Here is a 23,273-nt window from a genome sequence, read left to right as displayed (position 1 = left end):
GAGCGAGCCAAGATCACCTACAGCTGGTCGATTCGTCGCCGGCCGCCTCTGGCGACCCTTGAGCGGTACCCGGAACCGACGGCGAGAGGCGGCTGCCATGCCGGTGATCGAGGTGACCAGCCTGCACAAGCGGTACGGCGAGACGGTGGCGGTGCACGACGTGTCGTTCCACGTCGAGGCCGGCGAGATCTTCGGCGTACTCGGCCCGAACGGCGCCGGCAAGACCACCACGGTGGAGTGCGTCGCCGGGCTGCGCGTCCCAGACGGGGGCGAGGTGTCGGTCCTCGGACTCGACCCTCGCCGGGACGCCACCCGGTTGCGCCAGCAGGTCGGGGTGCAACTTCAGGAGAGCCAGCTACCCGACCGGCTCCGGGTCGCCGAGGCGCTGGAGCTGTACGCGTCGTTCTACCGCGAGCCGGCCGACCCGGCGCAGCTCATCGACGAGTTGGGGCTCGACGGGAAGCGGAACACCCCGTACGAGAAGCTCTCCGGTGGTCAGAAGCAGCGGCTCTCCATCGCGTTGGCACTTGTCGGCAACCCGCGGGTCGCCATCCTGGACGAGCTGACCACCGGGTTGGATCCGCAGGCACGCCGGGACACCTGGGGTCTGATCGAGAGAGTTCGGGACCGCGGGGTGACCATCCTGCTGGTCACCCACTTCATGGAGGAAGCCGAGCGGCTCTGCGACCGCCTCGCAGTGATCGACAAGGGGCGGGTGGTGGCTCTGGACACCCCGGCCGGGCTGGTTTCGGCCGTGGCGCCCGAGCAGCGCATCCGGTTCCGCCCGTCCGCACCACTGGACGACCGGCTGCTGACCGATCTGCCGCAGGTCACGGCCGTTACGCGCAGCGGCAGCCAGATCGTGGTGACCGGCACCGGTGACGTGCTGCACGCGGTCACCTCGGTGCTCGCCCGCCACCAGATCACCGCCGCCGACCTACGGCTGGAGCAGGCCACGCTTGACGACGCGTTCGTCGAGCTGACCGGGCGCCGGTTCGTCGACTGAAGGGGACACGATGCACGCCTTCGGCCAGATCCTCAAGACTGAGGCAAAGCTGCACCTACGGGACATCCCGACGTTGGTGCTCACCATCGCTCTGCCCACCCTGATCCTGGTGGTGCTCGGGCTGATCCCCTCACTCCGCGAACCCAGTCCGGATTTCGGCAACCAGTCGTTCGTCACGTACTTCACCCCGTCACTGCTGGTGATCACGCTGGCCATGGTCGGCATCAACGCCCTGCCCACCGTGCTGGCCACCTACCGGGAGCGCGGCATCCTGCGCCGGCTGGCCACCACCCCGGCAAGTCCGCTGGCGCTGCTGACCGCTCAACTCGTACTGGCCCTGGTGGGCATCCTGGCCAGCGCGGTGCTCCTCGCGGTGATCGCCCGGCTGGCGTTCGGCACCCCGTTGCCACAGCACCCGCTCGGGTTCGCGGTGGCGCTCATTCTGGGTACGGCCGCACTGCTCGCGGTGGGGCTGCTGGTGGCGGCGGTCGCGCCCACCGCCAAGGCGGCCCAGGCGCTGGCCGTACCGCTGTTCATGGTGATCATGTTCTTCGGTGGGGTGTACCTGCCCCGGTTCCTGCTGCCCGATTTCCTCGCCGACCTCGGCGCCTACACGCCGCCCGGGATCCAGGCGCTGCTCGACGCCTGGACCGGCACCGCACCGCACCCGCTGCACCTGGGGATAATGGCGCTGATCGCCGTGGCGGCCGGCGCCGCAGCGGCGAAGCTGTTCCGCTGGGAGTGAGCGCATGGTGAGCGGGGACGGGACGACCTACGGCGGCGGATCGACGGCCAGCCGCGACGAGAAGATGCCCACCGACGACGACCGGCTGGCCAACTGGCGGGCCCGGGAGGCGCGGCTGCAACGGGTGCTGCCCTTCGGCGGCCTGCTCGTGGGGTCGTTGCTGGCCGCCTTCGCACCGGCACCGCGCGGCCTGCCGATGCCGCTCACCCTGGTCATCGTTGGGTTGACCGCCTGCTGGATCACCTGGTTCGTCATCCTGCATCCGCGGTGGCAGGGGCGGCAGGGGCCAAGGACGGTCTACTACGTCGGGCTGCTCGCCTTCGCCGCCGTCCTGGTGGCCGCAAGCCCGTGGTACGGCTTCTTCGCCTGGGTCGGCTTCCTGCACGCCTTCCTCGTGCTAAACGGGCGGTGGCGGTTCGTCGGTATGGCCGCGACATCGGTGCTGGTCGCCACCGCGCAGGGCGGCGGACTGCCGTCCTCGTGGTCGAACTGGCCGCTGTGGCTGGTGTTGGTGCTGGTCAACGTGGTCCTGGCCGGTGCGGTGAGCTGGTTCAACCTCGTCGGTGAACGGGAGGACGCCAGGCGCAAGCGGTTGGTGGCGGAACTCGCCACCACCAACCGCCAGCTCGCCGAGACGATCCGGGAGAACGAAGGGCTGCACGCCCAGCTCATCACCCAGGCCCGCGAGGCCGGCGTACTGGACGAGCGGCAGCGGATGGCCCAGGAGATCCACGACACCCTGGCACAGGGTCTGACCGGCATCATCACCCAACTGGAGGCGGCCGAGCAGACCCGCGACCGCTCCGCCGACTGGCGCCGGCACGTGGACAACGCCCTGGCGCTGGCCCGGGAGAGCCTCACCGAAGCCCGCCGGTCGGTCCGGGCGCTGCGCCCCGAGCCACTGGAGACGGCCCGGCTACCCGACGCGCTCTCCGAACTGGGCGAGCGCTGGTCGACCCGGCACGGAGTGGCGGCCAGCGTCAGCACCACCGGGACACCCCGGCCGCTGCATCCGGAGATCGAGGTGACGCTGCTGCGCGCCGCGCAGGAGGCGTTGAGCAACGTGGCCCGGCACGCCGCCGCGTCCCGGGTCGGGCTCACCCTGTCGTACATGTCGGACGTGGTCACCCTGGACGTCCGCGACGACGGATCGGGATTCGACGTGACAAACCGGTCGACCCCGGATCAGAACGGTAGCTACGGCCTGACCGCGATGCGGCAGCGGGTCAACCGGGTCGGTGGCCAGCTGGCCGTCGAGTCCGAACCGGGCGGCGGGACCGCCGTCTCGGCCTCCGTACCGGCTCTGCCCGGAGCCGCCGCATGACTGATCCGGTACGCCTGCTCATCGTCGACGATCATCCGGTGGTGCGGGACGGGCTGCGCGGCATGTTCGCCGGCGACCCCGGGTTCGAGGTGGTCGGCGAGGCGGCGGACGGTGCCGAGGCTGTGACGATGGCCGCCCACCACCGCCCCGACGTGGTGCTGATGGACCTGCGGATGCCGGGGATGGACGGGGTGACCGCGATCGGCCACCTCGTCGACGCGGACAACCCGGCGAAGGTGCTCGTACTGACCACGTACGACACGGACGCGGACGTGCTCCCGGCGATCGAGGCCGGCGCCACCGGCTACCTGCTCAAGGACGCACCTCGCGACGAACTGGTCCGGGCGGTACGGGCCGCCGCCCGAGGCGAGTCGGTGCTCTCGCCCAGCGTGGCCGGCCGACTGATGGGTCGCCTGCGGACACCGCGCCAGTCGACCGAGGAACCGCTCAGCCAGCGCGAGTTGGAGGTGCTCACCCTGGTGGCCCGCGGCTCGTCCAACCGCGAGGCCGCCGCGCGCCTGTTCATCAGCGAGGCCACGGTGAAGACCCACCTGCTGCACGTCTACGCCAAGCTCGGGGTCAACGACCGGGCCGCCGCGGTGGCCGCCGCGTACGACCGGGGGTTGTTGACCCCGGGCGGACGGTGAGCGTCGGTGCGGGCGTCGCGGTTGCTCTCCCTGCTGCTGTTGTTGCAGGCGCGTGAGGCGCTGACGGCGGCGGAACTGGCCCGCGAGCTGGAGGTCTCCGAGCGGACGGTCTACCGGGACGTGCTGGAGCTCTCCGCCGCCGGGGTGCCGATCTACGCGGACCGGGGACGAGCCGGCGGCTACCGGCTGCTCGGCGGCTACCGGACCCGGCTGACCGGGATGACCCGGGACGAGGCGGAGGCGCTCTTCCTGGCCGGGCTGCCCGGCCCGGCCGGTGACATGGGGTTGGCCGACGCGGTAGCGGCGGCGGAGCTGAAGCTCCTCGCGGCGCTACCGCCGAGCCTGCGCGACGCCCCCGCGCGCACCGGCCAGCGGTTCCACCTGGACGTGCCAGGCTGGTTCCGGGAAACCGGGCCGCCGCCGTGGCTGAGCGACCTGGCCGGCGCGGTCTGGCGGGACCGGGTGGTACGGCTGCGCTACCGCCGCGGCGACCGCGAGGTCGAGCGGGAGCCGCACCCGTACGGGCTGGTCCTGAAGAGCGGCGTCTGGTATCTCGTGGCCCGGGTCGACGACGCGTACCGCACGTACCGGGTGGACCGGGTCACCCACGTCGAGGTGGGGACGGATACCTTCGACCGGGACGCCGGCTTCGACCTGGCGGGGTACTGGCGGGAGCAGGCCGAGGCGTTCCTGCGAAGCATGCTCCGGGTCGAGGTGACGATCCGGTTGAGCCCTGCTGGCCTGCGCCGGCTCCGCTTCCTCGCCGACGCCCCCTTCGTGTACGACGAGGCGTTCGCCGCCGCAGGCGAACCCGACGGGCAGGGTTGGGTGGTGACCCGCCTGCCCGTCGAGTCCGTCGAGGTCGCGTACTCGCAACTGCTGTCGCTGGGTCCTGAGGTGGAAGTGCTCGACCCGCCCGAGCTGCGCGCACGCCTGGCCGATGCCGCCCGGCGGGCCGCCGCGATCTACGGTGGCCCGCCGGCTCAGCGGTAGCCGGTCACGTCCGCCGGCTTGCCCGCCTCGACGACCTCGGTGAGGTACCGGAACGCGTCCGGCCGGCTCCCGTCGACGTCGGTGAACCCGTACACCTGGGACAGCTCGCCGGCCGAGACGGAGGACTGGTTCCAGCGGGCCCGGTCCTCGTCGGCGGCCAGCGCGGCGACCGCACGCCCGACGAAGGCCGGGGTTTCCGAGATCAGGAAGTGTGGATCCTTGGCGGCACCGTCGCGCCAGTTCTCCTCGGTGACGCCGAAGTGCTCCAGCATCGCTTCGGACCGGATCCAGCCCGGCGTCAGCGCGACGGCGGTGCCGCCGTGCGGCTTCAGCTCATGCCCCCAGCAGTACGCGAGCCGGTTGACCGACGCCTTTGCGAGGTCGTAGAAGACCGACAGCCGGTAGTGGGTGTCGTTGTACGCCTTCGTGCCGTCGCCGATCTCCACGACCAGTCCGCCGGGGCGACGAATCAACAGCGGGAGCGCGAAGTGGCTGGTGATGACGTGGGTGTCCACCGCCAGCCGCAGGGTGCGGAAGCCACCGTCGAGCGGCTGCTCCCAGACCGGCTTCTCCCATTTGATCAGCGGGTCGGCGCCCCAGACGTCGTTGACCAGCACGTCGAGCCGGCCCTGCTCGGCGTCGATCCGGTCGACCAGCGCGCGAACCTCGTCGGCGACCAGGTGGTCGACCCGAACGCCGACGCCCGTGCCGCCGACGGCCGTCACCAGTTCGGCGGTCTCCTCGATGGTCTCCGGCCGGTCCAGCTCCGAGCGGCCGGCGGTCCGGCTGCTGCGACCGGTCGCGTAGACCGTCGCGCCCGCCGCGCCGAGCTGCACCGCGATCTGCCGGCCGGCGCCCCGGGTGGCGCCCGCCACCAGAGCGACCTTTCCTGTCAGCGGTTTCGTTGTCATGCGTCCGACCCTGACAGCTAAACCTGACACCCGATGTCCGGTTTCCTGAACCGGTGTCATGAGAATGGACGGACCGGCCGGGCAGATCGCCCGGCCGGTCCGCCGCATCACCGCGTCGTCACTCCGTGACGGTCGCCTCCAGGTGGTACGGGTTCGCCAGCAGAGGGCTGGTGCGGCGTGCCTCGACGACGAACTCCCACACGCCCGGCTTCGGCTCGGCGTAGGTGCGGGTGAACGGGTCGCAGCCGTTGCCGTCCGCATAGTTGGTGTAGCAGTAGACGGTGCCAGGGCTGGACTTCTCCGCCTCGAGACCATCCGGCCCGTACGCCCACCAACGGGTCTGGCTGCCGTCGGCGACGCCGGAGAGGTTCACGGTCATGCTGGTGGCGTCGGCCGGAACCGCGACGCTGTAGATGACCGTGTCGTTGCGGTCGACGCGGCTGTCCACGGCCCAGTTCGTGCCCGGGGCCAGCGGGGTGGCGGCCTGGACGGCCAGCATGGCGAACTGCTCGACGGCCCGCGTCGCGGCGTTGTCGATGGTCAACACGGCGCTGTGAATGCCCTGGGTGGTCGGGGCAGCGGTCACCTTGACGACCGTCGGGACGTCCTTCACGAGGTTGACCTTGCTGGGCGCGGAGAAGGTGCCGCCGTCGCCCTGGATCCCGAGAACGTAGTCCGCCGCCCCATCCTTGCCACTGGTCCGGGTGAGGGTGATGTCGTAGGTGCGGGACTCACCCACACCCTGGCCGCCGCTGCCGGGTGCGCAGCTGTTGTACAGGCCGCTGCCGGTATGCGGCGTGACCAGCTTGTCGGAGAGGACGGTGCAGACCGGCGCGGAGACGGTGACGTCGTCGATGTCGGCCACGCCCTTGGACAGGTACTTCCAGGCGTGCACCACATCGAACTGGCCCCGGCCCTGGGCGATGGCCGGCTCGTCCTTGTTGAAGTCCGCCGTCGAGAAGATGGCCCGACGCAGCTCCGGCGGGGTGACGCCGATGCCGTTCTGCTTGGCAGCCGAGAGCAGCAGCGCGGCCGCACCGGCGGCCTGCGGGGAAGCCATCGAGGTGCCCTGCAGCATGGCGTAGCCGACCGGCAGGGTGTAGCCGGTGTCGGCCACCGCACCGCCGACGAGCCAGTTCGGGTAGGGGGCAATGGCCGCGCCGGGAGCGGTGATCTCCGGCTTGAAGCCGCCGTCCTCACGCGGGCCGCGGGAGGAGAACGGGAAGACGGACCGGACCTGGGTCACGAACGAGCCGTAGTTGGCCCACCACGTGTGCTTGGAAACCGAGGCACCCACGCTTACCACGTTGCCGGCGGCGGACGGATCACCGTGGCTGTTGGTGCCGGCGCCGGAGTTGCCGGCGGAGATGAACATCTGAACGCCGGTGGTTTCGATCAGCCGGTCGTACAGCAGCGACATCGCGCTCTGCCCGTCGTTCAGGGCGGGCACGGAGCCGATGGACATGTTGATGACGTCCACGCCGTAGTCGGTCGCCAGGGCCACCATGCCGTCGGTGAGAGCCGCGCTGGAGCAGCCGCCGCTGGAGCAGGCCCGCATGGAGACCAACTTGGCGCCGGGCGCCTGGCCGTCCATCTGCCCGCCGAGGATCCCGTTCGCGGCGGTGATGCCGGCCACGTGGGTGCCGTGGCCCTCGTCCAGGGTGTTGATGTTGACACCGATGAGCGCCGAGCTGAGGCGCCGGGCCTCGACGGTGAAGGGCTGGCGCTCGTTGAGCTCGGTCGCCGGATCGTCGGTACCGATGTAGCCGATCTGCTGGTTCTCCCGGTACGGCCGGTACCGCTCGTCGTCGGTGAACACGTAGTCCTGATTGAGGTCGATCCAGACCGCGTTGTCGGACTCCCGGTACACGACACCCAGGGTCCCGGTGAGGGTGGGATCGACGTAGCCGGCGACGGCGAGGTTCCTGCGGTTCAGGTACATGTCGTCGCTGCCGCCGTCGGGCAGCGTCCAGGTGATGTCGTACTTGTCGACCACCGGCCCGGTGACCTTGTTGCCGTTGGTGTACAGCATCCAGGTGCGGTCGATGAGCAGGTCGATGAGGTTCCGCGGATTGGTGCCGGTGACCGTGTCCACCAGCTTGCGCTCGCCGGTCGTGGTGGTGGCCAGCGCCGGGTGGGTCGGGTCGATGCCGGTGTCCATGACGCCGATGGTCACGCCGCGGCCGTCGTAGGTGGGGTACTCCGTCTTGAACGCCACCGAGCCGGTCTCCCGGGTCGGCATGTACGGGTTGTTGTCCGGAGTCGCCGCGGACGGCGCGGCCGGCCGGCTCCCTCCGTCGCCTCCGGCGCCGGCGGAGTCGACAGTCGTCTCCTCCAGCTTGAGCAGCTCGTCGGCGTCCACCCGGAGTACGGTGTCGAGGGCCACGACCTGGTCAACGAGGGCGAACGGCACGTTCGCCTTGACGTAGCCGATCTCCGGTTCGACCCCGGTGATCTCGGCCCCGAGCTCGGTGAGCTGCCGAGCGGCCTCGTCGGTGCTGCCCGACTTCACGGCGACCATCAGGGTGACGAAGTCGGGGACCGGCTGGTCGGCCTGGGCCGGCATGCTGCGGGTCCGGAACTGGGCGGCGTACTTGGCGATCAGGGCCCGGTCGTGGCTGCCCAGCTTGTCGGCCACGCCTCCCGGCGCGGTCGAGGGTTCAGCGTGGGCCGGGCCGGAGGACAGGGACAGGCCGGTCACGACGAGCGTGGCGGCGAGTGCTGCGGCGATGTGACGCGCGCGGCCCGATAGGCGTCTGGCAGGAGAGGTCACTCGGCATCCTTAGCGGCAGGGATGAGCTGACGCGCACACATTGCCATCGCCGACGGCGGATCCCGAGCCCCTGACCTGGCAGTTCATTGCCATGGCATAAATCTGCCAACGGCGGGAGCTCGCTGAGCGAAGGTGACGTCGGCAGCTCCGCTCGCGGTCTCGGGCCAGCTCTCAGATCCAGTTGCGTCGGGCGGCCTGCCAGCCCAACTGGATCCTGCTCTCCACCCCGGCAAGGCTCAGGAGCCGCTGCACCCGGCGCTGGACCGTCCGCATGCTCACTCCCAGTTGCGACGCGATCGCCTGGTCCGTGCAGCCGGCCAAGAGCAGGGCCAGCATCTGGCGGTCCTCCGCCTGCAGCGGGCTGTCGGGGAGGGAGGACAACGCGGCCGGCATCGGCAACGCCGACTCCCAGATCCGGTCGACGATCCAGGCGAGGCAGTTCACCACCGGGCGGGATCGGATCACGAGGAGCACAGGTTCCTCGGACGCCACATCGGGCGGCACGAGCGCCGCCTGCCGCCGGTCGAAGACCATCAACTTGAACGGGACGGGTGCCACCCGCATCTCCTCGCCGAGCGCGGCCCACTCCTCCAGCAGCAGCGGGATCTGCGGACTTCCCGGGTCCAACAGGTCGCGGTCGTACACCACGCGGTAGCGCACCCCGGCACGCAGCGCCTCCCGCTGGGCGACGTTGTCGGTGGCCGGTACCGCGACTGCAGGGCGCCTGGTGAGCGCACGGATGTCCTGGGTGGTCTCGCGCTGCAACATGGCGTAGCGATTTGCGATGGCCCGGGCACCCTGGATCACTTCGACGGAGTCGGCGCCGCGCCAGGCCGGGCCATAGGCTTCGAAGCGCTCGGCAAGCAGCGAGATAACGCTCTGCGCCCGGCGCAGCTCGTCCATCCGTTGCAGAGCCAGGAGTTTGAGGGCGGGGTCCGGAGGCGCTGCGCGAATCAGAACCGCCGGATCAGCCTGCACGTCCACGAGCCCTTTGCCCTGCAGGCCCGCCAGCGCGCGGTGGACCTCGGGACAGGGCAACCCCGTCCGCTCGGCGAGTTCGTCCGCGTTGGTCGCCGGCGCCGTGGCCAGCGCCAGATAGATCTGCTCCTCACACGCTTCGACGCCAACAGCCTCCAGCATTCTGGCCCCTCCACCCGGCAGTCCTGATCATGGGCGGCCCGCCGTGCAGCAGTGTAGCCAGCTGTCGGCGCAGGTCAAGGCCATGTCCGAGGACGGGTGGACCCGAGCCTCTGGGCCGACGTGCAGGTCGATCTGGAGCCGACCGGACAGCGAACTGGTCGGCATGCTGGCGTGACGGCCCATCGCAGGCGAGGCTACCCGTTGAGGAAGTCGGAGATTCGCCCGCGCAGGTCCGCGCGTTCCGTCCAGAGCACACCGGGGCGGTCGTACCGGTGCAGGGTGGCCTGGGGCAGCGCGGCGGCGAGCTGTTCGGCCACCTCCACCGGATGCAGGTCGTCCCCCTCGGCGGCGATGACCAGTGCCGGCGCGGTCACTCGGGCGAGCACCCCGACGTCGGGCAACGGCGCCTGCTCCGGCAGGTCGACCAGCCCGGCGGCGAGGCCGTCGCGCAGCAGATGGTCCAGCCGTTGCCGCAGGTAGGCCCAGCCAGCCGGCGTGTTGCGTACGGCCGGCGGCAGCTCGGTGGAGACGGCTTCCGCCACCGCCGAGGCGTCCCCGCTCTCCACGGCCGACAGCAGCTCGGTCAGCCGCGCCCGGGCGACCGGTCCGCGCGGCCGGTCGAGCGCTGCGGGAAGGAAGAAGACGAGCCGCTCGAACCGCTGCGGGCTCTCGGCGAGCAGGCGGCACAGCGCACCGGCGCCCAGGCTGGCCCCGAAGGCGCGCGTCGCGCCGCCGAGGTCGGCGATCGCCCGCAGGTCGCGGGCCAGGTCCAGGTAGCTCCACGGCCCGTCGGGCGCGTCGGAGCGCCCGTGGCCACGAAACTGGAAGAAAATTCGACGACCGGTGACACCGCTGCCGAAGGGTCGGGTGGTGGCGATGCCGTTGGCCAGCCCGTGCGCGAAGACGGTGACCGGGTCACCGACGCCGGTGACCAGCCGCTCCAGTCGTACGCCGTGCGGGGTGGCGACCAGTTCGGTTTCCGGATCGGGCAACGGCGGCCGGCCGGTACGCGGGGCACCCGGGCCGGGACCCCAGGTGCGTGGTCCGCCGTCCGGCGGTGGTGGCCAGCGGAAGGCTCTCACCAGGACCCTCTGTTGTCGCCCAGGTCGCGTAGCCCGACCCGGACGTCGAGCAGGTAGATCAGACCCGCCGCCACACCGATCAGCCCGAAGATGCTGAGGGTGGAACGGGTGAGCAGGGTGAGCAGGAGAGTGACCGCCAGGATCGCGATCCAGCCGCCCTTCGGCAGGGTGCCGATGGCCGGGAAGGCATCGGAGCGCTGCGTCACGGCGTGCACGAGAGCCACCCCCTGCACGATCAGTGCGAAGACGAACAGGATCAGCTCGATCACGTAGCGGACGTCGAAGACGAAGATCGGCGCGGCGTTGGCCATGACGGCAAGCTTATGCCGGCGACCCTGGATCCGTGGCGGCAGGACGGTCCCGGGGTCGCCGGCTGCTGACTCACTGGCTCCGCTTGGTGCCCCGGGGAAGCTTCGCCGACGGGCTGTCGGTCCGCTTGGCGCCGGTCTGCCGGGTGGTCGACTTCGCCCGGGTGGTCTTCTTCGCGGCGGCCGGCTTGGCCTCCACGATCTCGGCCACCTCGGCCGGGCTCGGTACCTCGGCCGGCGCGGACTTCCCGACGGTCGCGGTCGTCTCGACGGTCGCCGTCGGCGTGGTCGTCTCGGTCGCCTCGATGTCGGAGTTCACCGTGTCGGCGGCCTCCAGCACACCGGCACCCACGACCCGCTCACCCCGCGCCACCAGCGCGCCGTACGCGGCCAGCGCCCGCTCCTGAGCGGCCTGGGCACCGGCAACGACGACCGCCGCGTTGCGGCTGGCCAGCTCGCGCAGTCGGTCCAGGTCGGCCGCTTCCCGCAGCTTGTGCAGGTCGGCCGTCTCGCGAAGCTTGTTGAGATCCGCAGCCTCGCGGAGCTTGGCCAGGTCGGCGTGCTCACGGAGCCGGTTCAGATCGGCCGTCGGGGCGGCCTTCTGCCGCAGCGACTCGGCCGTCCGGTTGGCGTTGCGCAGCGTGTCGTTGGCCTTCTGGCGCAGCTCGAAGCCGGTGACGACGGCCTTGCCGCCGAGCTCGTTGACGACCCGACCACCGTCGACGACGACGCGGTCACGCAGCTCACCGACCACGGTAGGCAGTTTGCGCAGCTGCTGTAGGGCCAGTTCACCTGCGCCGGCCGCAGCGTAGATCGGGGCAGGGATGCGATTGGTCTTCGGCTGGGTCATGACTACTTCTCCTCCTGGACCGCGGTCGCGGTCTTGCGGACCACCTTGCGGGCGGCCTTCCTGGCTGGGGTGCTGTTCGGGGCGGGAGCGGAACCTGCTTCGGTCACGGCGACCGACTCGAGGACCGCCTCGGTCGGGGTGCCCGCCGCAGTGGTGGGTCCGGTGGCGGCCAGATTGGCCACGTCGGGGGCGGTGACGTCATCCGCGTCGGAGGTGCCGGCCTCGCCAGTCGCGCCGAATCTGCCGGTTTGGTCGCCCGCGGCCGGGCTGGCGGCCTCACCGCTCGCGCCGGGCATCGTCGCGGTCGCTTCGGCCAGTCGCGCGTTCTCTCGGCGAAATGTCTCGTAGATCTGGGTAAGGGACTGTTTCTGAGCCATCGTCAGGTCTGGATCGACGGCGATGGCGGCAAGCACACCCTGGCCCTCCTTGTCATCGAGCAGACCGGCCCGCAGGTACATCGCCGGAGTGGAGACCCGCAGCGCGCTGGCGAGTTGCTGAAGCACCTCGGCGCTCGGCCGGCGCAGGCCGCGCTCGATCTGACTGAGGTAGGGGTTGCTGACCCCCGCCTGCTCGGCCAGTTGCCGGAGCGAAATCTTCGCGTTCCGTCGCAGGTCACGAATGAACCCGCCGACGTCGGGAAGGTCCTTGGGAGTGGCCATGACTCAACGCTAACCCGCGCTGCTAGCAGCTGCAAGCAAAGTGCTAGCCGGAGTTAGCGATGTCTCATCGCCGGCTTGCGGACCCCTCACGCCCGGTCGTACCGTCCTGCGGTGACCAAGATCCAGGTAAATGGAGCCCTACTGGCGTACGACGAGGCCGGCAGCGGATCTCCGGTCGTCCTGCTGCACGCCGGGATCGCCGACCGCCGGATGTGGCGGGACCAGATCGCCCCGCTCGCGACCCGACACCGGGTGATCACCCTCGACCTGCGCGGCTACGGGGAGTCCGAACTGCCGCCGAGCGCGTTCGCCCACCACGACGACGTGGTCGGCCTGCTCGACGCCCTCGGACTGGCCGACGCGGCGCTGGTCGGCTGCTCCTTCGGCGGGGCGGTGGCGATCGACACCGCGCTCGCCCACCCGCACCGGGTGACCGCCCTCGCCCTGCTCGGTACCGCGGTGTCCGGCCACGAATGGTCGGAGCAGACGAACGATCTGTGGGAGGCCCTGGTCGGCGATGTCGACCCGGAGGATTTCGCCGTGACGGCCACGGGTGAGGTGCGGTTCTGGGTGGTCGGCCCGGAACGCGAGCCCACCGACGTCGACCCTGAGTTGGTCGCCTTCGCCACCGCGATGGACGAACGCGCACTCGCCGCCGAGTTGGCGCTCAGCGCGGTGGACGTGGCCGAACTCGACCCGCCGGCCATCGGGCGGCTTTCCGAACTGACCATGCCCGTCCTGGTCGCGGCCGGCGCGCTGGACCTGCCCGACATCCGCCACCTGGCCGATCGCATCGCCGCCGAGGCACCACACGCAGTACGCCTACCCGACGTACCAAACGCCGCCCACCTACTCCCCCTGGAACACCCCACCCAGATCAACCCCGCCCTCCTCACCTTCCTCCCCTGACTCCCCACCCCCACCCCCACCCGCCCCCGCACCACCCACCCCACCCCACCCCAGCCCCGCGCGATCTTGCACTTTCGGTCGCCGATACGCCCCTTTCGGTGCGCTTTGCGGGGACGGAAAGTGCAAGATCGACGGGGCGTTCGGTGGGTGGGGCGGTCGGTGGGTGGGGTGGGTGGAGCAGGGGTGGGGTGGGGTTACCAGAGGGGGCGGGTGGCGCCTACGGGGAGGCCGCCGCCGAAGATCGGCACCTCGGCGAACTCCGCCAGCACCGGCGCGTCGACACCGAGCCGGCGCAGGGCCGAGACCAGGACCGGCATCCGGGCACGGCCGGCGCCGTCGTCGATCTTCAGCGCCACGGCGCCGACCCCGGGCAAGGCCACGGCGATGACACCCTCCGCGCCGATCTTCGCCAGCAGCCCGGGTACGCCACGCATCAGCCGGGTGTCGTCCGCCTGCGTACCGCCGACCACCTCCGGGTGAGCCCGCATCGCGTCGGCCACCAGACCCGCCCCGGTGTCACCTTCGGCCGCGACCAACCGCAGGTAGGCCGTGGCCAGTCCGGTCAACGACGCGGACAGCACCGGAGCGCCGCAGCCGTCGACGCCGACGGCCACCGCCTCCTCGCCGGTGAACTCCGCCACCGTGTCGCGCAGCCGCAGTTGAAGGGGGTGGTCGGTCCGCCAGTAGCCTTCCATCGGCCAGCCGGCGACACGGCAGGTCAACAGCATTCCGGCGTGCTTGCCGGAGCAGTTCATCTGGATCCGGGTCGGGCCGCCGCCGGCCCGCAGTACCGCCATCCGGGCGAACTCGCCGGCCGGCAGGTCCGGCGGGCAGTGCAGGGCGTCCTCGCCGAGCCCGGCACCCGCGAGCAGCCCGGCGACCCTGGCCAGGTGGAACTCCTCCCCCGCGTGGCTGGCCGAGACGATGGCCAGGTCGGCGGGCTCGCTCAGGGACAGCCCGGTGCGCAGCATCCCGACCGTCTGCATCGGCTTGTTCGACGAGCGCGGGAAGATCGGCGAGGTGACGTCGCCCGCGGCGGCCAGCGGCGCGCCGGCGCTGTCGAGCACCACCACCGAGCCGCGGTGTACGCCCTCCACGAAGCCGGACCGGACCACCTCGGCGAGCGGTACGCCGCCCTCGTACGTCTTTCCCACAACGTGGACGGTACCCAGGTGTCCGGCCGCTCTCACGCCGGGGTGAGCAGGGACTCCACCTCCAGGCGTAAAGAATGCCGGGCGACTCGCGCCTTACAGGCCGAGCAGCTCACGGGCCTCGACGGTGTTCAACGGTGGACGCTGCGCGAGTTGGGCGAAGCCGACCGCACGCGCGACCAGCTGCATGTTCGACTCCACCGGGCGGCCCTTCGCGTACGTGACCGTGTCCTCCATACCGACCCGCAGGTGACCGCCGGCGGAGAGCGCGGCCAGCAGCACCGGAAGGCTGGTACGGCCGATGCCGGTCGCCGAGAACGTGGTGCCCTCCGGCAGATCCCGGAGCATCTGCTGGGCCGCGACGAGCGTCGCCGTGGTTCCCGGCATGCCTCCCGGCACACCCATCACGAAGTCGACGTGGACGTGGCCGCCGTGCGGCAGGCCATACTTCCCCAACAGGCGTTGGAGGGCGCTGAGGTGGCCGAGATCGAAGATCTCGTACTCCGGCACGATGCCTCGCTCCTGCATCCGGGTGTGCAGGTCGACGACGAACTCCCAGCGGTTGAGGAAGACCTCGTCACCGAAGTTGACCGTACCCATGGTGCAGGAGGCCATGTCCGGTGCCGCGTCCAGCACGGCGAGCCGGTCGGCCTCCGGGTCGGTGACCGCGCCGCCGGTGGACAGCTGCACGATCAGATCGGTGCTCTCCCGCAGCGCCGCCACGGTCGCCCGGAGCCGACCCTTGTCCAGGGTCGGCCGCGCCTCGCCGTCGCGGATGTGCACGTGGATCACGGAGGCACCCAGCGCCTCGCACTCCTTCGCCGTGAGCAGCAGCTCGTCGAGGGTCACCGGCAGCGCCGGCACCTCGGCCTTCGCCGACTCCGCGCCGGTGGGGGCAACCGTGATCAACGTCCCTGTCGTCATGCCGGCGATCCTAGAGCGCCCGCTGCCACCAGCGGTGTCGGTGGGCAGCCGCACCAGGCGACCGCCAGCTCCGGGACACCGGCGCGGGTCGTGCCGTCGGGCGGCCGGGCCGGAAGATGGTGCCCGTCCGGCCAGCGGCTGCCCGATCCGGGAACACGCTCTACGCGGGGTCGATGGCGGCGGCGCTGTCGCCGACGCGGAGCGCGGCATCGTCGGGCACCGAGCGCTTGACCACCGCGAGCGCGACCTGGCCCAACTCGTGGTGCAGCACCGCCGTGCCGACGAAGCCGACCGTACGGCCGTCCAGGGTCACCGGGGTACCGGCGACCGGCAGCTGGTCGGTGGACACCCCGTCGAGGTGCAGCAGGACCAGTCGGCGCGGCGGACGGCCCATGTTGTGCACCCGGGCGACCGTCTCCTGCCCCCGGTAACAGCCCTTGTCCAGGTGCACGGCCGGGGCGATCAGGTTCACCTCGGCGGGGATCGTCCGGTGGTCGGTGTCGACGCCGACCCGGGCCCGCCGGGCGGCCACCCGCACCGCCTCGTACGCCCACAGCCCGACCGGGGGCACCCCGTTGTCGCGCAGCCGCGTGACAACCTGGTCCATCGCGGGCCGGGACACCAGCAGGTCCACCCCGAGCGGGCCGCGCCGGGCCCACCCACCCTGCGGCAGCGGCTGCACGTCGTAACGGGCGGTCGGGCGGGGCGGCAGCTCACCGGACCGGAACTTCGGGCCGGGCAGCCCCACCACGTCCGGCTCGGCGAGCGGCGGCACGTCGAGCAGGGCCACCACCTCGGCGGCCTTCGGCCCGACCAGCGACAGCAGCGCGTGCTCGGCAGTGGCGTCGCGGGGGTCGACCTGGCTGAAGAACCGCATCTTCTCCAGGTAGGTCAGCAGCCCCGCGGTCGCCCCCGGCTCGGTATCGAGCCAGATGGTGTCCCCGTCCTCAGCCACCATGGCGTGCTGCTCGACATGGCCGTGCGGCGAGAGCACGAGAAGTTCGGTGCCCTGCCAGGGGCCCAACTCGGCCAGGTGCTGGGTGGTGAGGGTGTGCAGCCAGGAGATCCGCTCCGTACCCGGCACCGCGACGACACCCCGGTGGGACCGGTCCACCAGGCCGACCTCGGTGTCCAACTGGCGCTGCTCGCGCATCGGGTCGCCGTAGTGCGCGGCCACGCCCCGCACCCCGGCTGCGGCGTGTGCCGGCTCCGGCTGGTCCCGGCTGGCCTCGTCGATGCTCTCCACGGCCACTGCGCCCGCGATGTCGATCATGTCTGCTCCCCGTCTCCGCACCGCGCGCACAAGCCGAAGAAGGAGACGTGCCCGATGTCCACCCGGAAGCCCCGTTCCCCGGCCAGTTGGTCGGAGAGCGGACGCATCAGTTCCGGATCCATCTCGTCGATCGCGCCGCACTCGCGGCAGACCAGGTGCACGTGTTGGTCCTCACCGGCGGCGTGGTAGGTCGGCGACCCGTGCGAGAGGTGGGTGTGGGTGACCAGGCCGAGCCGCTCCAGCAGCTCCAGCGTGCGGTAGATGGTGGTGATGTTGACCCCGGCGGCGACCTCGCGTACGGCGGTGTGCACCTGCTCAGGGGTGGCGTGCCCCAGGTCCAGCACCGCCTGGAGGATCAGCTGTCGTTGCGCCGTCAGCCGCAGCCCACGGGCGCGGAGCAGTTCCGCGAGGGAGGATTCGGACACCCCCCGATCATAGTTCGGCCGTGCGCGTACCTCCCGGCACGACCGGCACCGCACTATGCTCGGCCCCCGTGGTGACCTCGCGGATCGGCGTGCTGGGTCGCGGGCGGCTGCCGGCCAATGAGCCGGTGCTGCGCGCCGACGATCTCGGCGTACTGCGAGGTGACGGGCTCTTCGAGACCATGCACCTACGCGACGGGCGAGCCTGGCTGCGCCAGGAGCACCTGGCCCGGCTGCGGATCGGCGCGGCCGCCGTGGAACTGACCCTGCCGGCGGACGCCGCCCTGGTCGAGCTGCTTGACCAGGTCGCCGCCGATTGGCCGGCCGAGGTGGAGGGCGCCCTGCGGCTGATCTGTACCCGGGGGCCGGAGAGCGGCGGCCCACCCACCGTGTACGCCACCCTGTCGGAGGTCGCCCCCGCGGCCCGGCGGGCCCGGCACGACGGGGTACGCGTGGCCACCCTCTCCCTGGGGGTGCCCGCCGAGGCCCGTCCGGAACTGGACTGGCTGCCGGTGGGCATCAAGTCCACGTCGTACGGGGCGAGCAGCGCCGCTCGGCGCTGGGCCGCCCGGGCCGGCGTGGACGACGTGCTGTGGATCTCCTCCGACGGGTACGCCCTGGAGGGACCGACCGCCAACCTCGTCTGGCTGGCCGGGGAGACGCTGTGCACGGTGCCCGCCCGACGCACCGGCATCCTGCCCGGCACCACCGTCGCCTGGCTGCTCGCCCACGCCGCCGACGTCGGCTGCGGGGCCGCCGAACGCATGGTCACCCCGGCGGCTCTGCGCGAGGCCGACGGGGTGTGGCTCACCTCGTCGGTACGCGGCCTGGTCGCGGTACGCACCCTCGACGGTGAGCCGCTGTCTCCCAGCCCGCTTACCCGGGCGTTGCAGGAGCTGCTCGGCTTTCCGCTGCCGTAGGCCGCGTTTCCTGAGGCTCACCGGAGCTGGTGCGGTGCCCACAACGTTCACCGGGCCCGGCCGAGGCCCCGGCGGGGCGCACGAACGGACCCGGTTCGGGGCGGATCAGCCGGCGACCCGGATGAGGCGGGCGGACAGGTGCGGGGACAACGGCTGGCCGACGGCGGCCATGTCCTGCGCGTAGAGCAGGGCACCCTCGACGATGCCGAAGAGGCGGTGACCGGCGGTGACCTCCTTGGCGGTGGAGGTGCGCACCACCGCGTCGGTGACGAACTCCACCTGGGTGCCCTTGCGCCGGCCGATGTGCAGCTCCATCACCCCGGTGGGAGTGGTCAGCAGGGCCTCCAACTCGTCGGTGGCCCGGTCGCCCTCCAGCACCGGGCGCCACCAGCCGACCTCCCGGCCGGCCGGCCGCACCGGACGGCTCTGCGCGTCGAGGATCCACGCCCGCGACTCGTAGTGCAGGAACGGCCGCCCGTCGTGGCTGATCCGGATCTCCTGGGCGAAGTCGAAGTCCTCGATGGTGGGGTAGCCACCCCGCCCTCGCCCCCGCCACACACCGATGTACGGCAGCAGGCCGTCGAGCGTGGAGTGCAGCTTCGGACCGACCCGCAGGTCGTGACTCTCCTCGAAGGGGTACGCCTCCACCGGCGGCGCGTTCAGCCAGGGCGGCGGCGCCAACGGATTGTCGTCACTCCTCGCACTCACCGGATCACCTTCGTTCGCGACTGCGGGGCTCGCAAAACCCGCTCACTCCTCGCACTCACCGGATCACCACTTGCCTCTCGATATGCGTACCGCTAGGTAGACCAGGCCACCGGCGAGCGCGCCCAGGCCGGCGACCACAAGGCTGACGAACCCGATCTCGGTGACCATCCGGGCCATCCTATGCTGGCAGGCATGGCCCGCACTCTTGTCGTCAAGGCCACCGCCGGCGCCGACGCACCCGAGCGGTGCGCCCAGGCGTTCACCGTGGCGGCCACCGCAGCCGCCGCCGGGGTGCCCGTCTCACTCTGGCTGACCGGGGAGTCGACCTGGTTCGCGCTGCCCGGCCGGGCGCAGAACTTCGAACTGCCGCACTCGGCCCCGCTGGCCGAGCTGCTGCACGTGATCCTCACCACCGGCACGGTGACGGCCTGTACCCAGTGCGCCGCTCGCCGGGACATCGACTCCGGTGACGTGATCCCCGGGGTACGGATCGCCGGGGCAGCCGTCTTCGTCGAGGAGACGATGACCGAGGGCGCGCAGGCGCTCGTCTACTGACTCGCCGGACAGTGCCCGGGCGGGCTCGCCGGGTACTGCCTGAGAAGGCGACGGAACCCGCCCGACAAGGCGGGCGAATGCCTACGATTCGGTTGTGACCGAGGCCACCCAGCAGTTCTTCGCGACCCTGCCGGCCCGCGCCCCGGAGGTGCTGCGTTCCCCGGTCGCGGGAACGCTGCGCATCGACCTGTCCGAGGGGCACCGCACCGAGCACTGGCTGGTCCGGATGCGGCCGGGAGCCGCCGAGGTCAGCCAGGGCGCGGATCCGGGTGACGCCACCTGGTACTGCGGCGTGGATCTCTTCGACCGGCTGGTCACCGGACGCGCGCAGGCGATCTCCGCGGTGTTCCGCAACGAGAGCACCTTCCGCGGAGACCCGGTGCTCTTTCTCGCCTTCCGCCGATTCTTTCCGTCCGCACCCGGCACCCGCGACCCGCGCGAGGTCGCCCGCGAGCACGCCAGGTGGACCCGGTGAAGGAACTGGTCAGCATCCTGGACGGCAACACCTTCCTGGTCAGCGACCGCCGTGGGGACGTCGAACCGTCGCTGGACTTCCCCACCGGGTTGTTCGCCTTCGACACCCGCTTCCTGTCCACCTGGCTGCTGCTGATCGACGGTGAACGGCTGCACGCCCTCTCCATCGACGACGCCGAGTCCCACCGGACCCGCTACTTCCTGGTACCGGGCGAGCCGACCCACTTCCTGGACGCGAAGGTCTCGATAATCAGGAGTCGGGCGATCAGCGGCGACCTGTCCGAGGAACTGACCGTGCTCAACCACTCCGGGCAGGAGATGAGCTTCACCGTCCGGATGGAGATTGCCGCCGACTTCGCGGACATCTTCGAGATCAAGGACACCCAGAGCAAGAAGGGGCACAACACCGCCTTACCCGGCGAGAACTCCCTGCGGCTGACCTATCAACGGGACGCGTTCCACCGCGAGACGACGATCCAGAGCAGCGCCGCCGCCCAGGTCGACCGCCGGGGCATGACCTTTCCGATCCGGATCGGGCCGCACGGCGAGTGGACCACCCGGCTGACCGTCACCGTCACCATCTACGGTGCCCGTGGGCAGGACGTCCGCACCCTGCTGCCCTTCGCCGGCACCCGGACGACGGCGGCGATCGAGGCGGAACACACCGAGTTCGTCGCCCGGGCGCCCAAGCTGGGTTGTGACTGCGAACCGATGGCCGGGGCGTACCGCCGCAGCCTGAACGACCTGGCCGCACTGCGGTACGAGTCGATCGCGCTCGGCGTCCGCCTGATGGCCGCCGGCCTGCCGTGGTTCATGACGCTGTTCGGCCGGGACAGCATCTTCACCTCACTTCAGGTGCTGCCGTTCGTGCCGGAACTGATCCCACCGACGTTGACCATGCTGGCCGGGCTCCAGGGCCACCGGGTGGACGACTTCCGCGACGAGGAGCCGGGAAAGATCCTGCACGAGTTGCGCTACGGGGAGACGGCCGGCTTCGAGGAGCAGCCCCACTCGCCCTACTACGGCGCGGCCGACTCGAGCGCCCTGTTCGTGATCCTGCTCGACGAGTACGAGCGGTGGACCGGCGACGTCGAGTTGGTCAAACGCTTGGAGGCCTCGGTACGGGGCGCGCTGACCTGGATCGACACGTACGGGGACCTGCTCGGCACCGGGTACGTCTGGTACCAGACCCGCAACCCCAAGGCCGGCCTGGAGAACCAGTGCTGGAAGGACTCCTGGGACGCGATCTGCTACTCCGACGGCCGGCTGCCGAGCTTCCCCCGGGCGACCTGCGAGTTGCAGGGCTACGCCTACGACGCCAAGCTGCGCGGCGCCCGGCTGGCCCGCCTGTGCTGGAACGACCCGGTCTATGCCGACCGGCTGGAACGCGAGGCCGCCGAGTTGAAGGAACGCTTCAACCGGGACTTCTGGCTGCCGGACAAGGAGTACTACGCGCTCGCCCTGGACTCCGACGGCAGCCCGGTCGACGCGCTCAGTTCCAACATCGGACACCTGCTCTGGAGCGGCATCGTCGACGATTCCCGGGCTCAGCGGGTCGCCGAACATCTGCTCGGTCCCCGGCTTTTCTCCGGCTGGGGCGTCCGTACCCTCGCCGACGACCAGGGTCGCTACAACCCGATCGGCTACCACGTCGGCACCGTCTGGCCGTTCGACAATTCGATCATCGCGTGGGGTCTGTGGAAGTACGGTCTGCGGGAGGAGGCGGGTCGGATCTGCGAGTCGATGTTCGCGGCGTCCCGCTACTTCTTCGGCCGGCTCCCGGAGGCCTTCGCCGGCTACGAACGTGACCTGACCGACTATCCGGTGGAGTATCCGACCGCATGCAGCCCGCAGGCCTGGTCGGCGGGCACCCCGCTGCTGCTGCTGCGGGTGATGCTCGGGCTCGAACCGCAGGGCGAGCACCTGATCATCGACCCGTACGTGCCGGCCGGGATGGGCCGGGTGGAACTGTTGGACATCCCCGGTCGGTGGGGCCGGGTGGACGCGCTGGGCCGCAGCCGCGACGAGGGGCCGAGCCGACCGTCATGAGCGACAGCCTGCTTCGGCGGCGAGGTGGCGCGGCTCAGCCGGCGCAACCCGTCGTCGCGGAGACCACCACCTGTTCCGGCTGGAAGTCGGCCAGCACCGCGACGCCGTCGCGCCGGTAGGCGTACACCTGCGGGGTTTCCACCACCGGTGTGCCGCCGGCCAGCGGCGCGAGCGCGGCCTGCGGCGCCGTGGCCAGCTGATCGACGACGGAGCGGATCGTACGGGTCACGCCGCCGTCGGGGCAGGGGGCGCTCCCCACCCACTCCGGGTCGCCGGCGCTGCCGTTAAGCGCGCGCACCGCCTCGGTCAGCGCGCCGACCTCGGGGCCGGCCTGGGCGGACCCGGCGCTGTCGTAGTCGTCGCCCACCGGACGGCACCCGGTGTCGACGATGAACCGGATCCGGCCGTCGGTCGCCGGCCGCCCGGTCACGGTGACGAACTCGCCCGCGTCGCCGCGCAGGCGGGGACCGTCGGGGGTGAGCCGGACACCGGCCCGCCACCGCGCGGGCAGCCGGTCGGCGACCTGCTGCAGCAGAGCCTGCTCCTCGCCGGCCGGCGCGGCCAGATCGACCGCGCGGGTCAGCGTCGCGCCGTCGGCGAACGGGCTGATCCGGCAGCCCCGGTCGACCTCCGGTGGGACCAGCGCCGGCACACCGCCGCCAGCCGCCGCCACGATTTCACCGATCGCGCCGTCGACCACCGGCCCGGCCTGCGTGAGGGTGCGTTGTTCCCGGACGGTCGGCGGATCTCCGTCCGACGAAATCCAGGTGAGGCCGGCCAGCAGTAGCGCCCAGACCGCCGTCACCGCGATCAGCCAGCGCGGCCACCGGGGGCCGGCGGCCGGTGGTCGGGGACCGGTCGGTGGGGGATACCCGGTGTGGACGGCGTTGCTCACCCGGCCATCGTGTCACGCCTGGTGCGACCGTCCGTCGGGACGCCCGTCGCCGGCCTCCGGCGGCACGCTCAGCCGGTAACCGACGCCGCGTACGGTCTGCACCTGCGGCCCGTCGGGCAGCGTCCGCAGCTTGCGACGCAGCCGCTTCACCGCTGAGTGCAGGATCGCGGTGTCGCCGAGGTAGGCGCCGCCCCAGACGGAGGCGAACAGCCGCTCGTAGCTCCACACCGTGACGGGTGGACTGACCAGGCGAGCCAACAGTTCCCGCTCGGTACGGGTCAGCCCCAGCGGCGCACCGCGCCAGGTGACCAGGTGACCCGCCCGGTCGACCATCAGGTCCCCCCAGGTCGCCGGACGGTCCGCGGGACGTTCGCCGGGCTCGTCGCCGGGCTCGCCCGGCTCCGCCGACGGGGCGGGGAACACCGCCCGCAGTTGGGCGAGGTCTGCGCAGATCACCACCGGCCCGACACCCTCCAGTCGCTGCACCACGCGCTGCCGGACGGTGGCGTCGGAGCTGACGCAGACCAGGATCGGAAACTCTGAACCGGACACGAT

General features: G+C 71.4%; 25 protein-coding genes. 10 read left to right on the top strand and 15 right to left on the bottom strand.

Features of this window, described 5'->3' with window-relative positions; all coding sequences use genetic code 11:
- Nucleotides 1-97: 97 nt before the first annotated feature.
- From ACFY2A_RS08480 to ACFY2A_RS08460, 5 genes are read left to right on the top strand one after another with little or no spacing between them, the layout of a single operon-like run.
- Complete coding sequence (locus ACFY2A_RS08480; RefSeq protein ID WP_387169898.1) at nt 98-1,006, top strand: ABC transporter ATP-binding protein; 909 nt, start codon at nt 98-100, stop codon at nt 1,004-1,006.
- 10 nt (nt 1,007-1,016) lie between these two features.
- Complete coding sequence (locus ACFY2A_RS08475) at nt 1,017-1,751, top strand: ABC transporter permease (protein ID WP_387169896.1); 735 nt, start codon at nt 1,017-1,019, stop codon at nt 1,749-1,751.
- 4 nt (nt 1,752-1,755) lie between these two features.
- A complete protein-coding gene (locus ACFY2A_RS08470) occupies nt 1,756-3,075 on the top strand; it encodes a sensor histidine kinase (protein ID WP_387169894.1) in 1,320 nt (439 codons plus the stop codon).
- A complete protein-coding gene (locus ACFY2A_RS08465; RefSeq protein WP_387169892.1) occupies nt 3,072-3,722 on the top strand; it encodes a response regulator in 651 nt (216 codons plus the stop codon). Before ACFY2A_RS08470 ends, ACFY2A_RS08465 begins: the two co-directional genes overlap by 4 nt.
- A 6-nt stretch (nt 3,723-3,728) precedes the next feature.
- Complete coding sequence (locus ACFY2A_RS08460) at nt 3,729-4,715, top strand: helix-turn-helix transcriptional regulator (RefSeq protein ID WP_387169890.1); 987 nt, start codon at nt 3,729-3,731, stop codon at nt 4,713-4,715.
- On the opposite strand, the gene ACFY2A_RS08455 is transcribed toward ACFY2A_RS08460, so the two are convergent.
- The 7 genes from ACFY2A_RS08455 to ACFY2A_RS08425 all read right to left on the bottom strand — a co-directional run bounded on the left by ACFY2A_RS08455 (nt 4,706) and on the right by ACFY2A_RS08425 (nt 12,438).
- Entirely contained in the window at nt 4,706-5,626 is a 921-nt protein-coding gene (locus tag ACFY2A_RS08455) for an SDR family oxidoreductase (RefSeq protein ID WP_387169889.1), read from the bottom strand. The genes ACFY2A_RS08460 and ACFY2A_RS08455 overlap by 10 nt on opposite strands.
- A 118-nt stretch (nt 5,627-5,744) precedes the next feature.
- Entirely contained in the window at nt 5,745-8,399 is a 2,655-nt protein-coding gene (locus ACFY2A_RS08450; protein WP_387169887.1) for a S8 family serine peptidase, read from the bottom strand.
- Nucleotides 8,400-8,570: 171 nt separating this feature from the next.
- Entirely contained in the window at nt 8,571-9,539 is a 969-nt protein-coding gene (locus ACFY2A_RS08445) for a helix-turn-helix domain-containing protein (RefSeq protein ID WP_387169886.1), read from the bottom strand.
- Between the two features lie 194 nt (nt 9,540-9,733).
- Nucleotides 9,734-10,621, bottom strand: a complete 888-nt coding sequence (locus ACFY2A_RS08440; protein ID WP_387169884.1) for an alpha/beta fold hydrolase — start codon at nt 10,619-10,621, stop codon at nt 9,734-9,736.
- Complete coding sequence (locus tag ACFY2A_RS08435) at nt 10,618-10,932, bottom strand: DUF2516 family protein (RefSeq protein WP_363918181.1); 315 nt, start codon at nt 10,930-10,932, stop codon at nt 10,618-10,620. The genes ACFY2A_RS08440 and ACFY2A_RS08435 overlap by 4 nt, the downstream gene beginning before the upstream one ends.
- A 70-nt stretch (nt 10,933-11,002) precedes the next feature.
- Nucleotides 11,003-11,779 (bottom strand): hypothetical protein, encoded by a 777-nt coding sequence (locus ACFY2A_RS08430; RefSeq protein WP_387169882.1) that lies wholly within the window; start codon nt 11,777-11,779, stop codon nt 11,003-11,005.
- A 2-nt stretch (nt 11,780-11,781) separates the two neighbouring features.
- Nucleotides 11,782-12,438, bottom strand: coding sequence for a helix-turn-helix domain-containing protein (locus ACFY2A_RS08425; protein ID WP_387169880.1), 657 nt, complete (start codon nt 12,436-12,438; stop codon nt 11,782-11,784).
- A gap of 111 nt (nt 12,439-12,549) precedes the next feature.
- Between ACFY2A_RS08425 and ACFY2A_RS08420 the strand changes: the two genes are divergently transcribed.
- The gene (locus ACFY2A_RS08420) at nt 12,550-13,347 is read left to right on the top strand and encodes an alpha/beta fold hydrolase (protein ID WP_387169878.1); all 798 of its coding nucleotides are present in this window, start codon (nt 12,550-12,552) and stop codon (nt 13,345-13,347) included.
- Nucleotides 13,348-13,541: 194 nt separating this feature from the next.
- Here the strand turns inward: ACFY2A_RS08420 and ACFY2A_RS08415 are convergent, their stop codons facing one another.
- The 4 genes from ACFY2A_RS08415 to ACFY2A_RS08400 form a co-directional block, all read right to left on the bottom strand.
- Entirely contained in the window at nt 13,542-14,501 is a 960-nt protein-coding gene (locus tag ACFY2A_RS08415) for an asparaginase (protein WP_387169876.1), read from the bottom strand.
- Between the two features lie 93 nt (nt 14,502-14,594).
- Nucleotides 14,595-15,422, bottom strand: a complete 828-nt coding sequence (locus tag ACFY2A_RS08410; protein ID WP_387169874.1) for a 3-keto-5-aminohexanoate cleavage protein — start codon at nt 15,420-15,422, stop codon at nt 14,595-14,597.
- 160 nt (nt 15,423-15,582) lie between these two features.
- Nucleotides 15,583-16,695, bottom strand: a complete 1,113-nt coding sequence (locus ACFY2A_RS08405) for a YgfZ/GcvT domain-containing protein (RefSeq protein WP_387169872.1) — start codon at nt 16,693-16,695, stop codon at nt 15,583-15,585.
- On the bottom strand, nt 16,692-17,120 hold the full coding sequence (locus ACFY2A_RS08400) for a Fur family transcriptional regulator (RefSeq protein WP_210941211.1): 429 nt from the start codon (nt 17,118-17,120) through the stop codon (nt 16,692-16,694). Before ACFY2A_RS08400 ends, ACFY2A_RS08405 begins: the two co-directional genes overlap by 4 nt.
- Nucleotides 17,121-17,188: 68 nt before the next feature.
- On the opposite strand from ACFY2A_RS08400, the gene ACFY2A_RS08395 reads away from it, so the two are divergent.
- The gene (locus tag ACFY2A_RS08395) at nt 17,189-18,037 is read left to right on the top strand and encodes an aminotransferase class IV (protein ID WP_387170116.1); all 849 of its coding nucleotides are present in this window, start codon (nt 17,189-17,191) and stop codon (nt 18,035-18,037) included.
- A 105-nt stretch (nt 18,038-18,142) separates the two neighbouring features.
- Here ACFY2A_RS08395 and ACFY2A_RS08390 read toward each other — a convergent pair whose 3' ends face one another.
- Nucleotides 18,143-18,745, bottom strand: coding sequence for an FABP family protein (locus ACFY2A_RS08390; protein ID WP_387169870.1), 603 nt, complete (start codon nt 18,743-18,745; stop codon nt 18,143-18,145).
- A gap of 63 nt (nt 18,746-18,808) precedes the next feature.
- Nucleotides 18,809-18,913 (bottom strand): small membrane protein MtfM, encoded by a 105-nt coding sequence (gene mtfM, locus ACFY2A_RS08385; protein WP_387169869.1) that lies wholly within the window; start codon nt 18,911-18,913, stop codon nt 18,809-18,811.
- A gap of 12 nt (nt 18,914-18,925) precedes the next feature.
- Between mtfM and ACFY2A_RS08380 the strand changes: the two genes are divergently transcribed.
- From ACFY2A_RS08380 to ACFY2A_RS08370, 3 genes are all read left to right on the top strand, one after another.
- Nucleotides 18,926-19,300: a DsrE family protein gene (locus ACFY2A_RS08380; RefSeq protein WP_387169867.1), complete on the top strand. Its 375-nt coding sequence runs from the start codon at nt 18,926-18,928 to the stop codon at nt 19,298-19,300.
- 94 nt (nt 19,301-19,394) lie between these two features.
- Nucleotides 19,395-19,775 (top strand): SCP2 sterol-binding domain-containing protein, encoded by a 381-nt coding sequence (locus ACFY2A_RS08375; protein ID WP_387169865.1) that lies wholly within the window; start codon nt 19,395-19,397, stop codon nt 19,773-19,775.
- Nucleotides 19,772-21,823 carry a glycogen debranching N-terminal domain-containing protein gene (locus ACFY2A_RS08370; RefSeq protein WP_387169863.1) on the top strand — a complete coding sequence of 684 codons (2,052 nt, stop codon included), beginning with the start codon at nt 19,772-19,774 and terminating at the stop codon, nt 21,821-21,823. Before ACFY2A_RS08375 ends, ACFY2A_RS08370 begins: the two co-directional genes overlap by 4 nt.
- Before the next feature lie 34 nt (nt 21,824-21,857).
- On the opposite strand, the gene ACFY2A_RS08365 is transcribed toward ACFY2A_RS08370, so the two are convergent.
- Together ACFY2A_RS08365 and ACFY2A_RS08360 are read right to left on the bottom strand one after the other, a co-directional pair.
- Nucleotides 21,858-22,718, bottom strand: coding sequence for a hypothetical protein (locus ACFY2A_RS08365; protein ID WP_387169861.1), 861 nt, complete (start codon nt 22,716-22,718; stop codon nt 21,858-21,860).
- 12 nt (nt 22,719-22,730) lie between these two features.
- Complete coding sequence (locus ACFY2A_RS08360; protein ID WP_387169859.1) at nt 22,731-23,270, bottom strand: winged helix-turn-helix domain-containing protein; 540 nt, start codon at nt 23,268-23,270, stop codon at nt 22,731-22,733.
- Between the last annotated feature and the right edge of the window lie 3 nt (nt 23,271-23,273).

Source organism: Micromonospora sp. NPDC000442, assembly GCF_042898635.1.
In the GTDB taxonomy this organism is placed as follows: domain Bacteria; phylum Actinomycetota; class Actinomycetes; order Mycobacteriales; family Micromonosporaceae; genus Micromonospora.
The sequence above is the reverse complement of the archived record's forward strand: the minus strand, read 5'-3'. Positions and strand labels throughout refer to the sequence as shown.

Coding starts and splice junctions, on each gene's coding strand:
- ACFY2A_RS08480 (WP_387169898.1), top strand. CDS start 98: ATGCCGGTGATCGAGGTGACCAGCCTGCACAAGCGGTACGGCGAGACG.
- ACFY2A_RS08475 (WP_387169896.1), top strand. CDS start 1,017: ATGCACGCCTTCGGCCAGATCCTCAAGACTGAGGCAAAGCTGCACCTA.
- ACFY2A_RS08470 (WP_387169894.1), top strand. CDS start 1,756: ATGGTGAGCGGGGACGGGACGACCTACGGCGGCGGATCGACGGCCAGC.
- ACFY2A_RS08465 (WP_387169892.1), top strand. CDS start 3,072: ATGACTGATCCGGTACGCCTGCTCATCGTCGACGATCATCCGGTGGTG.
- ACFY2A_RS08455 (WP_387169889.1), bottom strand. CDS start 5,626: ATGACAACGAAACCGCTGACAGGAAAGGTCGCTCTGGTGGCGGGCGCC.
- ACFY2A_RS08445 (WP_387169886.1), bottom strand. CDS start 9,539: ATGCTGGAGGCTGTTGGCGTCGAAGCGTGTGAGGAGCAGATCTATCTG.
- ACFY2A_RS08435 (WP_363918181.1), bottom strand. CDS start 10,932: ATGGCCAACGCCGCGCCGATCTTCGTCTTCGACGTCCGCTACGTGATC.
- ACFY2A_RS08430 (WP_387169882.1), bottom strand. CDS start 11,779: ATGACCCAGCCGAAGACCAATCGCATCCCTGCCCCGATCTACGCTGCG.
- ACFY2A_RS08425 (WP_387169880.1), bottom strand. CDS start 12,438: ATGGCCACTCCCAAGGACCTTCCCGACGTCGGCGGGTTCATTCGTGAC.
- ACFY2A_RS08410 (WP_387169874.1), bottom strand. CDS start 15,422: ATGACGACAGGGACGTTGATCACGGTTGCCCCCACCGGCGCGGAGTCG.
- ACFY2A_RS08405 (WP_387169872.1), bottom strand. CDS start 16,695: ATGATCGACATCGCGGGCGCAGTGGCCGTGGAGAGCATCGACGAGGCC.
- mtfM (WP_387169869.1), bottom strand. CDS start 18,913: ATGGTCACCGAGATCGGGTTCGTCAGCCTTGTGGTCGCCGGCCTGGGC.
- ACFY2A_RS08380 (WP_387169867.1), top strand. CDS start 18,926: ATGCTGGCAGGCATGGCCCGCACTCTTGTCGTCAAGGCCACCGCCGGC.